This window comes from Bacillus sp. LQ01 (assembly GCF_057624735.1).
In genome coordinates, this window is the sequence record NZ_JBYEZL010000003.1 from 477957 (window position 1) to 491176 (window position 13220).

Genomic DNA, 13220 nt, shown 5'->3' on the forward strand with positions numbered 1-13220 from the left:
AAAATAAAGGTTAATCTTTACAAGGAAAACGTTGCCACGTGTTACACAATCCTTCTTTACAATATATAAGGGGTTTCTTGATACACGTAATAATTCAACCAATTAGAAAACAATAAATTACCATGACTCCTCCACCTAACAAGCGGCTTTTCATCTGGATTATTATGTTTAAAATAGTTTTTTGGCACATCAATATTTAATCCCTTGTCACGATCTCGTTCGTATTCTTGTTTTAACGTCTCACAACTATATTCGCTATGTCCAAGGGCAAACACTTGCCTTCCTTCTGGCCCAATAACAAGGTGAACACCTGCTTCTTCAGAGTTTGCTAACAATGTTAAGTCTTTCACTCCTCTAATATCATTCTCTCGTACTTCTGTATGACGAGAATGCGGAGCAAAAAACAATTCATCAAATCCTTGTAACAATTTCACATGTTGCTCGCAAACTTCATGTTCAAATACACCGAACATTTTTTCCTTAAGGGGATACTTTGGAACACCATAATGATAGTACAAGCCAGCCTGTGCTCCCCAGCAAATATGGAGCGTAGATGTTACATTCGTTTTTGAATACTCCATAATATGTTTAAGCTCTTCCCAATAATCTACCTCTTCAAAAGCAAGGGTCTCCACTGGCGCTCCTGTAATAATGAGCCCATCAAACTTTTCATTTTCAATATCACGAAACGTTTTATAAAAGCTTGTTAAATGTTCTTGCGTTACATTACGAGATAGATGTGATTCCATATGAAGCAAATGAACATCTAATTGTAACGGTGTGTTTCCAATTAAGCGAAGTAATTGTGCCTCTGTGTCTTGCTTCGTTGGCATTAAATTTAATATAGCAATTTTCAAAGCGCGTATATCTTGTGTTTCCGCTCGCTCCTTCGTCATTACAAAAATATTTTCTTTTTGTAACACTTTGCGAGCCGGTAAATCTTTATCAATTATGATCGGCATGTGTTTTGCCCCCAACTAGAGCTGCTTCCAAATCTGCAATAATATCAGAAACATCTTCTATACCAACTGATAAACGAATTAAATCAGATGTAACACCAGCTAAACGCTGATCTTCAGCATTTAATTGTCTATGCGTCGTACTAGCAGGATGTATAACACAAGTTCGTGCATCAGCTACGTGTGTTACAAGAGTTGCTAGTTTTACATTTGCGATAAATTCTTTTGCTGCTTCTAATCCGCCTTTAATACCGAAAGTTAAAACACCACTAGCACCTTTTTTCAAGTACTGTTGTGCCAATGAGTAATTTTCATTACTATCTAAGCCCGGATAATTCACCCATTCAATACGTTCATGATTAGCAAGCCACTTAGCAACTGCAAGAGCATTTTCACTATGACGTTCCATTCGTAAATGCAATGTTTCTAAGCCAATATTGCTAATATATGCATTGAATGGGCTCATACAATTTCCATAATCTCTTAATAGCTGAACACGTGCTTTCACAATATACGCTGCTGCACCAAAGTTTTGAACGTAACTTACACCGTGATAACTTGGATCTGGTTCAACAAGTTCCGGATACTTTCCATTTGTCCAATCAAAGTTTCCACCGTCAATTACAATACCGCCTAAGGAGCTCGCATGCCCATCGATATACTTCGTCGTAGAATGAACAATAATATTTGCCCCATGTTCAAACGCCTGGCATAAATAAGGAGTTGCTAATGTATTATCAACGATAAAAGGTACCTCTAATTCTTTAGCAGCAGCTGAAAATTCTTTAAAATTTAAAACATTCATCGCTGGATTTCCTAACGATTCTGCATAGATAAGTTTCGTCTTGTCATTAGCAAGCGCCGTAATTTCATCTGCCGTTAAATTTGGATTAAAGAACGTAACATCAATGCCCAGTTTACGCAAACTCACTCCAAATAAATTAAACGTTCCCCCGTAAACCGTTGAAGAACAAAGTAAATGATCCCCACTACTACAAATATTTAAAACTGCGAGCATAATAGCTGCTTGCCCAGAAGCCGTTGCAACAGCTCCTACACCGCCTTCTAAATCTGATAACTTCTGCTCAAATGCGGCTAGAGTAGGGTTTCCAATACGTGTATAAATATATCCTTCTGCCTCTAAGTTAAATAGGGCTGCTAAATCATCTGAAGTATCGTATTTATATGTTGTACTTTGATAAAGTGGTAAAACACGTGGTTCACCATTTTTTGGCGTATAGCCACCTTGCACACAAATTGTTCCTTTTCCCCATGATTCTCCCATCTCTCATTCTCCTTTCTTTTATACAAAATAAAAAACTGCCCCTTTCCTGAAAACAAGAAAGGAGCAGTTTGAAAACACGCTCTAAAGGCTCTTTCTTATCTCTCAGGATTACTACCTGCAGGATTTGGCACAATTCCGTTATACGGCTGTTGCCAAGGTTTCATCGGGCCTGTCCCTCCACCTTTTCTTGATAAGACTATGCAATTACCGTTGATTTTATAGCAATAATTTCCTAATGTCAAACGGTTTTTCTGAATGTTCTAAAATAAATGTTAACAGTTTCATATAAAGCAACAAAAGAAATATATTCTAGTCTATTTCAAAAAAGACCTTTAAAAACCTCAAATCAGTCTATAAAATTAAATAAGTAATTTAACCTATAAATTCAAATTCCCCTAAAGTTAGCCTATATGTTGAATAGGCCATCTTCTCAAAAAGATACTATATATATTCAATCCATTTTTCACTAGTATATTTCACTTTTTTACCTACTAAGATTTACATAACGGAGGTATAACATGACAAATAAAAAAGATATGCAGTACATACTTGCTCTATATGGCATTCTTCTAGGATCTATAGTAGGAGCTACAGTCTGGTTATTTTTAGTCACAATAAATATTGGAATCCACTTTATTTGGGGATACTTGCCTGAAGTTCTCTCTTTTCCCTCTTATTACACCCTTTGCGTAACAATAATTGGCGGGGTCCTTGTTGGTCTATCACAAAAACATTTCGGTACATACCCACGCCTTATGCCTGAAGTGATGGCTGAATATAAAAAAACTGGTCGAATCGAATATCGCTTTGTCCATCAGGCTACTTTAACAGCGATTATTGTTTTAATTTTCGGTGCTAGTCTTGGTCCAGAAGCCGCACTAGTTGGAATTATAGGCGGACTGTGCACATGGGTAGGGGATCGCTTTAAATTTGCCTTAAAGGGTATGAATGAGCTAACCGAGATCGGAATTGGAGCTACTTTAAGTGTCATTTTTAACGCACCATTATTCGGTTATTTAGCACCAAATGAAAATGAGGGGGAACAAATTGCTGCTTTTTCTAAAGGAAAAAAGGCGATTGTATACTTAGCTACTACTTTCGCAGGTTTTTCTGTTTATTTACTACTGAGTAAACTCGATAATCGTGGATCCTTTATTGTTGATTTCGGGGAAGGTGCACTTTCTTTCAATGAATGGATCGCATTTCTTCCACTTGCTAGTATCGGTGCTATAGTTGGTTTCTTTTATTTCAAGTTAGAATTCACATTAGAGAAGTTAATCCACCCTTTTAGGGAATACAAACTGACACTCGGAATTATCGGTGGTATTTTATTAGGAATTGCGGGAACTTTTCTTCCGTACACATTATTTTCAGGGGAACATCAATTAAAAGAATTAGTTGTTGAATGGAGCCATTTATCTTTTTGGATACTACTTCTTTCAGGGATTTTAAAGTTGTGCATTACTGCCGTTTGTTTGAACACAGGGTGGCGAGGTGGACATATCTTCCCAATTATATTTTCCGGGTCAAGTATCGGATACGCTGTAGCATCTATTCTTCCTATAGATCCAGTAGCATCTGTTGCCATCGTAACGACAGCAATTTCAAGCTATGCGTTACGAAAGCCAATAGCTATAACATTACTATTACTTATGTTTTTCCCGCTTAATTTACTATTGCCCATGCTTGGTGCAGCTGCTATCGGGAATGCCTTTCCGCTGCCAAAACATAACGAAAATAAAAATTAATAAAAATAGGCAGTGGGGATGAAAGCTCCACTGCCTATTTTTTTATTACACATGCTGCTTTAATAACGCTTCTAACTCCTCAAAATTATGCACTTCATATGTCGGTATAATCCCACTATCATTTAATTTCCTTTCTGGATTAAACCAACAAGTATCAATTCCCGCTACATATCCACCTTTAATATCCGCGCTTAATGAATCTCCAATAATCAGCCCTTCTTCAGGTGCAAAGTTAGGAATCCGTTCAAAAACATAATCAAAATACTCTTTCATCGGCTTTTGAAAACCTGTATCTTCCGAAACAAAAACATCTTTAAACAATGAATGTAACCCTGCATTACGCAAACGTTTATCTTGCGTCTTAGAAACACCATTTGTCACTATATACAACTCATACTCCCCTTGAATTTGATTTATAAATTTAAACGCACCTTGCATGAGTTGATTTCCTTCTTCTAAGTAGTTACGGTAATTATTTTCGAATAATATTCCGTCTACTTCTTCTCCATACTCTTTAAACAACAGAGAGAATCGTGTATTTACAACTTCATTGCGTGATAGTTCACCTTTTTCAAAAGCATCCCAAAGACCTTTATTTATTTTTTTATAACGAGCCTCTATCTCGTCTGTTAAAGGGATTCCCTTCTCTTCAAAAAGCACCCGTAAAGCCACTTTTTCAGCCTTTTGGAAATCTAATAATGTATCATCTACATCAAATAGCAATGTTTTATATTTTTTCATAAACTCATCACACTCTCTTTTCTACAAAAACAAATTTACATAAATCGTATCATTCCTTCTTGTAAAGATAATAGGAGATATCTCATACTATACATGGGGGTGAAAATATGAAAATCAGCAAAAATGAGGAAGAAATTTATCAATACATGCAAATCCATCAATTCCATACCCTATTTTCATTTCATGTCTTGCCATATGTAGAGCTACATTCTTTTCAAACGAAAGAGATGATATGTAGCGAAGGAAATACTCTCCCTTATCTCTATTACTTAATTTCTGGGAAGGCAAAAATATATATGAGTCATAAAAACGGGAAGGTTTCATTAATTAATTTTATTCAAGCACCATCTTTTATCGGGGAATTAGGATTAATAGGAGTAGAAAATATTACTAAGTCCGTTGAAGTACTAGAAGATTGTGTGTGTTTGGCACTTCCTCTTAAAGATTGTCAGCAACTTTTATTACAAGATGCAACGTTTTTACAGCACTTATGTAAATTTATTGGAGAAAAGACAATTACTCGCACTGAAAATTACGCAAAAAACTATAGTTATCCTTTTGAAAATCGATTAGCTGCTTTTATTTTATTAACAGAGCAAAATAATTGTTATATAGAAAAACATACCGAGGCATCGGAATATTTAAATGTCAGCTACCGTCATCTTTTATATGTATTAAATCAGTTTTGCCAACAAAATTATTTAAGAAAAGAAGGCCGAACATATTATATACAAGATCGAAATACATTAGAAAAACTTGCTGATGAACTAAAAATATAAAAAAACAGCATTAACGTTTACATGTTAATGCTGTTTTTTCGAGTGACGATTATACTTTTAATTAAAATTTACTTGCTACTTTAGCTGCTTCTTCAAGACCTGCAGCAATGATTTCTTCTGCTTTATCTGGGAATTGGTTATGCCCTTCAATAACTACTGTTTCCATGTTTGTTGCGCCGAAGAAGCCCATCATACTTGCTACATATTTAACAGCCATTTCTACCTCAGCTGCTGGACCTTCTGAATATACGCCGCCTCTTGCATTTAATAATGCAATCTTCTTATCTCCGATTAGGCCAACTGGACCCTCTGGCGTATATTTGAACGTTTTACCAGCACGGTTTAAATAATCAATATATGTGTGCAATACTGCTGGAATCGTTAAGTTCCATAATGGGAAGCCGAAAACAACTTTATCAGCTTCTAGGAATTGATTTAAATACTTATCAGCAACTGCTACTGCTTTTGCCTCTTCTTCTGTTAAATCAAATCCTTTACCTACCTTGAATGTACCATTAATCATATCTACGCCTACATATGGTAATTCTTCTTTATATAAATCAAGTTCTACTACTGTATCATTTGGGTGTGCTTCTTTATAGTTTGCTAAAAATGCCTCATATAATTTTACACTAACTGCTTGTTCCGCTGGACGGTTATTTGCTTTAACGAATAAAACTGTTGCCATTATTTATTCCTCCTAGTACTCACTCTTATGTTGTTATATGCTTTCAAAAAAGGTATCCCTTGTAATTGTTGTTTTGTTGCTTACAAACATATTTTATCTTTATATAATGACAATTTCGTCCTCACATAGACGTATTTTTCCATAAAAAAAGTCCACCTTCCAAAGGCGAACTTGGTCTTACGACTTTCGTCTTATACAATTCCATTTTTCACTGCATATAATGCCGCTTGCGTACGATCAGATAAATTCAACTTACTCAAAATGCTACTTACATGCGCCTTAACCGTCTTTTCTGTAATAACTAAAACAGATGCAACTTCCTTATTGCTCATCCCTTTCGCTAATAGCTGCAATACTTCATTTTCTCTCGCTGTTAGCACATCCACTTGAATAGAAGGTTCTTCTTCCTTTTCTTCTACAGGTAATGTTTGAGAGAGAAGAGCATTTGCTATATCCGGATGTAATTGAATATTACCTTTATATGCGCTTCGAATAGCCTCAACAAGCTGATCTGGTTCTACATCTTTTAAAATATACCCACTTGCTCCAGCCCTTAATGCAGGTAACACATGCGCCTGATCAGAAAAGCTAGTTAATACAATTACTTTCACATTTGGATACTCTTTTTTAATATATGCCGTCGCCTCAACACCATCCATTTCAGGCATGTATAAATCCATTAATATAACATCGGGAGTTGTTTCTCCTACTTTCACTAACGCTTCTTTCCCATTATTCGCTTCTCCAACTAACTCTAAATCTTCCTGTGTACTTAAGAAAAATGCTAATCCTTTTAAAACGACTGTATGATCATCAACTAACAATACTTTTATTTTCACAAACTTCCCTCATTTTCACATCATAATGGTACATTTACTTTTACGCTCGTTCGTTTATTACTACTTACAATTTTAATTGTTCCACCAACTAATTCTACTCTTTCACGCATCGTAATCATACCTAGTGATTTCTTTTCTTTTATATTCTTTTCCACAAATCCCTTTCCTTGATCAACTATTTCTAATGATACATTTTTCTCATTCACTGTAAAATAAATCGTCGCTTCTTTTATACCTGCATGCTTACTTACATTGTTCAGTGCTTCTTGGCCTATGCGCCACAAAGCTTCTTCTACTACACGAGGTAAATCACGAACACCCGTAACTTGCTCCCTAATTTTCAGTCCCAAATTTTCACCGTACTGCTTTAGAGCTGGCAATAATCCTTTTTCTAATCCCGCCGGACGAAGCTGCCAAATTAATGTCCTCATTTCTTTCAAAGCTCCTTGCGCAAGTTCACGCATCTCATGCAAAGATTGATCTACCTTTTCATTTTTACCTTTTAAAACTGCCTCGGCGCCTTTTGTCATGAAGGTTAATGAAAATAATTTTTGCGAAACAGAATCATGTAAATCTCTTGCTAACCGATTTCTTTCTTCCATTCGCACAAGTTCACGGCGCTGCTCGTTTAACCTCAAATTCTCTATTATTAACGAAACATGGTTCGATAATGCTTGAATTACGTCTATTGTATTAGCATCAAACTCTCCATTATTCAGGCTAACACATAAAACACCAAATATATGGTTTTGAATATGTATTGGTGTAGCAATAACAGCTCGATTTAGATGTACATTATGTCCTATTTGATGTTTTATTAGAACTGGTTCATCTTGTTCTAACGCCCTCTTGGCCGCCTCTTTTATATCCTCTTTTAACTCTTCCTGAACGTAAGACGCTCGCAGAGATAATTCTTTTTCCTCCCTAATAAAAAGCGCTACTTGATTCCATTGAAATACTTCACCTACGTGATTTACCACTTTTTCAGGTAGTACATTAAACTTATGAATCGTTTTTAAATCTTGAATGAAACGCTCTAATTTCACATAATAATGTGCTCTTCTCTTTTCATTTTCATATAATTTTGTTCGCTTTAAAGCCGTACCAATTTGGAAGGCAACCGATTGGAGTAATACTAATTCTTCTTCTGAAAAATGTGTTTTACCCGGACTTGCAACATTTAACAACCCAAATTTTTCTCCCCCAGCTTTTAAAGGAACCGTAGCATGATGAAGAATGCCCTCCGTATCCCCCCAATTATATTCAATTGCATTATTAATTCTTTTACATTCAATAATATTAACGGCTCTCTCTAATTTTCCATCTACAAAACCTCGTAAACACCAACATTCACCTTCGCACATCGGGCGTTTATTTTCATATGTAAGTGCCTCTGGTAATTGATAATCAATTAACTTCGTATACTTCCCATTTTCATCCGCAAGAAAAATCCATCCTGTCGTTAAACCTGTTACACTTAGTAATTTCTCTAGGACAGCTTGCAATACATGATATGTATCATTTGATGTATTTAATGTTTCTGCAATTTCCTTTAATATAACTAATTCATTTGTACGATTATCTCGAAACATACTCAGTCTCCTGCATACAAGATTTTAAATAGCTCTTAAAATAAATCATCTACTTTTCACTTTGTACTTATTCGTAACATTGATATAATGGTGAGAACATAGTTTTCATTATATCACTCGAGGGGGCTTTCATAATGACATTAAATAAAGCACTTACTATCGCTGGTTCTGACACAAGTGGCGGTGCTGGTATACAAGCAGATTTAAAAACATTCCAAGAACTGGGCGTATACGGAATGACATCTCTTACAACAATCGTAACGATGGATCCACATAACGGTTGGGCACATAACGTATTTCCAATCCCAGCTTCTACATTAAAACCACAATTAGAAACAACAATTGAAGGTGTTGGCGTAGACGCTTTAAAAACAGGTATGCTTGGATCAGTAGAAATTATTGAAATGGTTGCAGAAACAATCGAAAAGCACAATTTCAAAAATGTAGTAGTTGACCCTGTTATGGTATGTAAAGGTGCTGATGAAGCATTACATCCTGAAACGAATGATTGCTTACGTGACGTTCTTGTTCCAAAGGCATTAGTTGTAACACCAAACTTATTTGAAGCTTACCAATTAAGTGGCGTAAAGATTAATTCTCTTGAAGACATGAAAGAAGCAGCGAAAAAGATCCATGCTTTAGGTGCGAAATACGTCCTAATTAAAGGCGGTAGCAAACTTGGTACGGAAACTGCAATCGACGTCCTATATGATGGAGAAACATTCGACCTTCTAGAATCAGAAAAAATTGATACGACAAATACACACGGCGCAGGTTGCACATATTCTGCTGCAATTACAGCAGAACTTGCAAAAGGAAAACCTGTGAAAGAAGCAGTAAAAACTGCTAAAGAATTCATCACAGCTGCTATTCGTTACTCATTCAAAATTAACGAATACGTAGGTCCAACTCACCATGGTGCATATCGTAAATTTGTTGTATCAAAAGAACTTGTCTAATATATAAATAAAAAACACTCACAAAGTTCATACATTGCCTCTGTGAGTGTTTTTTATAAGCTTTATGTCTTCTGGTCATCTTATCTTTAAGATACAGAGCTGACCTTATTTCTACCATTTCGTTTCGAGTAGTATAACGCATCATCTGCCGCTTGAATAAATTGCTCCGGTGATCCTTCATATTCTGAAACCCCCACCGAAACTGTAATTTTTATTTTCGTTTCATCTAACAATTGAAATGAGTGACTTTCAACAGCTGTACGAATTTGCTCGCCCATAAGAATTCCGTAAGCTAATCCCTTATTCGGTATCAAAAGCGCAAACTCCTCTCCACCCTTTCGAAAAGCCAAATCTGGAAATTGTGAAGTTTCTCGTAAAATACATCCTACTTGTTTTAGCACTTCGTCCCCTGCAGGATGCCCGTACGTATCATTTACATACTTAAAGTGGTCAATATCTATAAGTAGTAAACAAAACGAATCATTTTTCATGTTCTTATTACTAATATGACGATTCATCTCTAAATCAAACTGTCTTACGTTTCCTAAACCTGTCAATGCATCTATCGTTGCGTATTGTTTCATCTTTTGAAATAACTCATTGGATTGTAAAACATAATTTGCACTTATGAATGTTATGTAACCTGTAATAATACTAGAAATTAAATATAATCCCACTATGTGGATCTCTTTAATTAACCATATATATAACGCTGGGATTAGAATAAATAAAATATATGTGTGTAACCATACCCACTTTCCCCCTAAAGAAAGCTTCATGCGCGAAATAAAGATACTCCCTATTCCTATCGCAATGATTGTATAAAAAGCCACTTGAGAAGCTAATGAATAATCCATAAACAACAGCCTAGTTACTAAAATCATACCAATTGTTATGGTACTCGCTATCGGTCCTCCAATAATAACAGCTAGAATAACAGCTAAGTAGCGTAAATCCAATAGAATGGTACCAACACGAACACTGAAATACATTAATACTATACCTAGTATCCCAGTAAAAATGCCTACTACACATTTCTGCCCAAAAGAGAATCCTTCTTTTAACGGCTTATCCCTTAAAAGCTGACCTCCAATAAAAATAAAGGAAAGAATAATTGTTGTATTTACAAATAAGTCCCTTAACATAAAATAATCTCCCTACTTTTCCATCTATCCCCTTCCTCACCTTATTGTATACGAAATACCTTTAATTCCCAAATATTTTGTTTATTTTTGCTGTTCCACGTGAAACAGCAAAAAAATAAAAAGGGCGAAAACTCGCCCTTTTTCATTAACAACAGCGTGATATTTTTCCACCCTTTGCATTAAATCTTGCTTCTTGTGCCTCAGCAAAAAATTGCTTTTGACATACAACCTCTTCTTCAGGATGATGCTTTTTCATATGCTCCACATATACTTCATAACTTGGTACCCCAACGAGCAAACTAATAAAGCGTTTTCTTTCACCCCATACTTGCCACAACTTTTTAAGCATAGTTCCTCGACTCACTTTCATCTCTAGGAATATATGGTGCCTCTTTTAACGGCATTGGCTTATTTCTTAATACTTGGATCCAAATTCGAAGTGCTGAAATTAACACAGCGATTACAACTATCATAAAAATTCCGCAAAGCGCTGCATCGATATAATCATTGAAAATAATTTGCTTCATTTGAGCAACATTTTTTGCTGGCGCTAACACTTTTCCCTCATCTAATGCTCCCTGAAATACCTTTGCATGCGATAGAAATCCAATTTTAGGATTTTCATGAAATAGCTTTTGATACCCCGCCGTCATCGTTACAATCAGCAACCCGACAGTTGGAATAAGTGTTACCCAAACGTACGCCTTTTTTCCCATTTTGAACAAAATTGTCGTTCCAAGTAATAATGCAATACCTGCTAGCATTTGATTTGCAATACCGAAAAGTGGCCATAATGTATTAATTCCACCGAGCGGATCTATTACCCCTTGGTATAAGAAATATCCCCACCCTAATACACATAATGTTGTAGCGATTACATTCGCTAATGTAGAATCCGTTTTCCCAAATGGCTTATATACATGCCCTAAAATATCTTGAATCATAAATCGGCCGACACGCGTTCCGGCATCAATTGTTGTTAAAATGAATAGAGCTTCAAAGAGAATCGCAAAATGATACCAAAATGCCATCATGGCCGTTCCACCTATTACTTGTGAGAAAATATATGCCATACCTATCGCTAATGTTGGCGCACCACCTGTACGTGATAAAATTGTTTGCTCTCCAACATTTACAGCGAGATCTTTTAGTTCATTTGGTGTAATAGCAAATCCCCATGAGGAAATAACTTGAGCTGCCTGCGAAACATCTGTACCGATAAGTGCTGCGGGACTATTAATTGCAAAATACGTTCCCGGTGTTAATACACAAGCCGCAATCATCGCCATCGCTGCTACAAACGACTCCATTAACATTGCTCCATAACCGATTGGCTGTGCGTGTCCCTCTTGCTCGATCATCTTCGGCGTCGTACCTGATGAAACGAGAGCATGGAATCCAGACACTGCACCACAAGCAATAGTAATAAATAAGAACGGGAATAAGTTTCCAGAAAACACAGGACCAGTTCCATCAATAAATTTCGAAACTGCTGGCATTTGTAAATCTGGTGCTACAATTAAGATACCGATTGCTAACCCTACAATTGTTCCGACTTTTAAAAATGTACTTAAATAATCACGTGGTGCTAAAAGCATCCAAACTGGTAATGCCGATGCGATAAATCCATATACAATAAGCATAATAGCAATTGTTTCACCACTAAATGTGAACATACTTGCAAGTGTTGGATTTTCTGCTACATACTGTCCTCCAACAAGAGATAAAATAAGTAGGATAATACCAATTACTGATCCTTCTCCAACACGACCAGGCCTAATATAGCGCATATAAACTCCCATTAAAATAGCGATAGGAATCGTTGCTGCTATCGTAAACATTCCCCAAGGACTTCCGATTAGTGCCTTTACTACGACTAACGCTAATACTGCTAATAAAATAATCATAATTCCTAAAATACCTATCATTGCAATTAGTCCTGTAACAGGTCCAATCTCATCCTTAATCATTTCTCCTAACGATTTACCATTACGTCTCATCGAAGCAAATAAAATGACAAAATCTTGGACAGCCCCCGCAACAACTACCCCAACAATAATCCAAATGGTTCCTGGTAAATATCCCATTTGTGCTGCTAAAATCGGTCCTACTAAAGGTCCCGCCCCAGCAATCGCTGCAAAGTGATGTCCAAACAATACCCACTTATTTGTTGGAACATAGTCTTTCCCATCGTTTAATGTATGGGCTGGTGTTTGCCGATTATCATCTAAATTAAAAACCTTTCTCGCTATAAATCTACTATAAAAGCGATAAGCAACTGCATATACACATACGGCAGCTACTAAGAGCCATACAGCATTAATGGTTTCACCTTGTGATAAAGCTACTACCCCAAAAGCACCTGCTCCTACTGCTGTAATAATGCCCCAAAGTAAGATCGATTTCAATGTCTTCACATACAATTCCCCCAATACTATTTCTTAGTGGAGATTGTACTAAATTTTCTGAATATTTAACTTGAATC

At 36.1% G+C, this 13220-nt stretch carries 12 protein-coding genes and 1 riboswitch; of the genes, 3 read left to right on the forward strand and 9 right to left on the reverse strand.

Annotated elements, in window-relative coordinates; all coding sequences use genetic code 11:
• Positions 1-56: 56 nt before the first annotated feature.
• Both metA and AC22L0_RS23040 read right to left on the reverse strand, forming a co-directional pair.
• Positions 57-962, reverse strand: a complete 906-nt coding sequence (gene metA, locus AC22L0_RS23035; RefSeq protein WP_001121538.1) for a homoserine O-acetyltransferase MetA — start codon at positions 960-962, stop codon at positions 57-59.
• On the reverse strand, positions 946-2244 hold the full coding sequence (locus AC22L0_RS23040) for a bifunctional O-acetylhomoserine aminocarboxypropyltransferase/cysteine synthase (RefSeq protein ID WP_000504780.1): 1299 nt from the start codon (positions 2242-2244) through the stop codon (positions 946-948). The genes metA and AC22L0_RS23040 overlap by 17 nt, the downstream gene beginning before the upstream one ends.
• Before the next feature lie 92 nt (positions 2245-2336).
• Positions 2337-2441, reverse strand: a riboswitch (SAM riboswitch).
• A 321-nt stretch (positions 2442-2762) separates the two neighbouring features.
• Between AC22L0_RS23040 and AC22L0_RS23045 the strand changes: the two genes are divergently transcribed.
• Positions 2763-3992 carry a chloride channel protein gene (locus AC22L0_RS23045; protein ID WP_000182464.1) on the forward strand — a complete coding sequence of 410 codons (1230 nt, stop codon included), beginning with the start codon at positions 2763-2765 and terminating at the stop codon, positions 3990-3992.
• Between the two features lie 45 nt (positions 3993-4037).
• Here AC22L0_RS23045 and AC22L0_RS23050 read toward each other — a convergent pair whose 3' ends face one another.
• Positions 4038-4733, reverse strand: coding sequence for a YjjG family noncanonical pyrimidine nucleotidase (locus tag AC22L0_RS23050; RefSeq protein ID WP_000760189.1), 696 nt, complete (start codon positions 4731-4733; stop codon positions 4038-4040).
• A 107-nt stretch (positions 4734-4840) separates the two neighbouring features.
• Here AC22L0_RS23050 and AC22L0_RS23055 point away from each other — a divergent pair, with 107 nt between their 5' ends.
• Positions 4841-5512, forward strand: a complete 672-nt coding sequence (locus AC22L0_RS23055; RefSeq protein WP_000703312.1) for a transcriptional regulator YeiL — start codon at positions 4841-4843, stop codon at positions 5510-5512.
• 61 nt (positions 5513-5573) lie between these two features.
• On the opposite strand, the gene AC22L0_RS23060 is transcribed toward AC22L0_RS23055, so the two are convergent.
• From AC22L0_RS23060 to AC22L0_RS23070, 3 genes are all read right to left on the reverse strand, one after another.
• Positions 5574-6200, reverse strand: coding sequence for an FMN-dependent NADH-azoreductase (locus AC22L0_RS23060; RefSeq protein ID WP_000246735.1), 627 nt, complete (start codon positions 6198-6200; stop codon positions 5574-5576).
• Between the two features lie 191 nt (positions 6201-6391).
• The gene (locus AC22L0_RS23065; RefSeq protein ID WP_000695813.1) at positions 6392-7039 is read right to left on the reverse strand and encodes a response regulator; all 648 of its coding nucleotides are present in this window, start codon (positions 7037-7039) and stop codon (positions 6392-6394) included.
• Positions 7040-7059: 20 nt separating this feature from the next.
• Positions 7060-8631 carry a GAF domain-containing sensor histidine kinase gene (locus AC22L0_RS23070; RefSeq protein WP_000488129.1) on the reverse strand — a complete coding sequence of 524 codons (1572 nt, stop codon included), beginning with the start codon at positions 8629-8631 and terminating at the stop codon, positions 7060-7062.
• 134 nt (positions 8632-8765) lie between these two features.
• On the opposite strand from AC22L0_RS23070, the gene pdxK reads away from it, so the two are divergent.
• The gene (gene pdxK / locus AC22L0_RS23075) at positions 8766-9590 is read left to right on the forward strand and encodes a pyridoxine/pyridoxal/pyridoxamine kinase (protein ID WP_000174252.1); all 825 of its coding nucleotides are present in this window, start codon (positions 8766-8768) and stop codon (positions 9588-9590) included.
• An 86-nt stretch (positions 9591-9676) separates the two neighbouring features.
• Here the strand turns inward: pdxK and AC22L0_RS23080 are convergent, their stop codons facing one another.
• From AC22L0_RS23080 to cstA, 3 genes are all read right to left on the reverse strand, one after another.
• The gene (locus AC22L0_RS23080) at positions 9677-10735 is read right to left on the reverse strand and encodes a GGDEF domain-containing protein (protein ID WP_487272449.1); all 1059 of its coding nucleotides are present in this window, start codon (positions 10733-10735) and stop codon (positions 9677-9679) included.
• Positions 10736-10880: 145 nt separating this feature from the next.
• Positions 10881-11084 (reverse strand): YbdD/YjiX family protein, encoded by a 204-nt coding sequence (locus tag AC22L0_RS23085; protein WP_000914504.1) that lies wholly within the window; start codon positions 11082-11084, stop codon positions 10881-10883.
• Positions 11077-13152: a carbon starvation protein CstA gene (cstA, locus tag AC22L0_RS23090; protein WP_000854295.1), complete on the reverse strand. Its 2076-nt coding sequence runs from the start codon at positions 13150-13152 to the stop codon at positions 11077-11079. Before cstA ends, AC22L0_RS23085 begins: the two co-directional genes overlap by 8 nt.
• Between the last annotated feature and the right edge of the window lie 68 nt (positions 13153-13220).

Bases quoted from the DNA above. Each gene is read 5' to 3' on its own strand.
- AC22L0_RS23070 (WP_000488129.1), bottom strand. From the start codon at position 8,631: ATGTTTCGAGATAATCGTACAAATGAATTAGTTATATTAAAGGAAATT.
- pdxK (WP_000174252.1), top strand. From the start codon at position 8,766: ATGACATTAAATAAAGCACTTACTATCGCTGGTTCTGACACAAGTGGC.
- AC22L0_RS23060 (WP_000246735.1), bottom strand. From the start codon at position 6,200: ATGGCAACAGTTTTATTCGTTAAAGCAAATAACCGTCCAGCGGAACAA.
- metA (WP_001121538.1), bottom strand. From the start codon at position 962: ATGCCGATCATAATTGATAAAGATTTACCGGCTCGCAAAGTGTTACAA.
- AC22L0_RS23055 (WP_000703312.1), top strand. From the start codon at position 4,841: ATGAAAATCAGCAAAAATGAGGAAGAAATTTATCAATACATGCAAATC.
- AC22L0_RS23080 (WP_487272449.1), bottom strand. From the start codon at position 10,735: ATGTTAAGGGACTTATTTGTAAATACAACAATTATTCTTTCCTTTATT.
- AC22L0_RS23085 (WP_000914504.1), bottom strand. From the start codon at position 11,084: ATGCTTAAAAAGTTGTGGCAAGTATGGGGTGAAAGAAAACGCTTTATT.
- AC22L0_RS23050 (WP_000760189.1), bottom strand. From the start codon at position 4,733: ATGAAAAAATATAAAACATTGCTATTTGATGTAGATGATACATTATTA.
- AC22L0_RS23045 (WP_000182464.1), top strand. From the start codon at position 2,763: ATGACAAATAAAAAAGATATGCAGTACATACTTGCTCTATATGGCATT.
- AC22L0_RS23040 (WP_000504780.1), bottom strand. From the start codon at position 2,244: ATGGGAGAATCATGGGGAAAAGGAACAATTTGTGTGCAAGGTGGCTAT.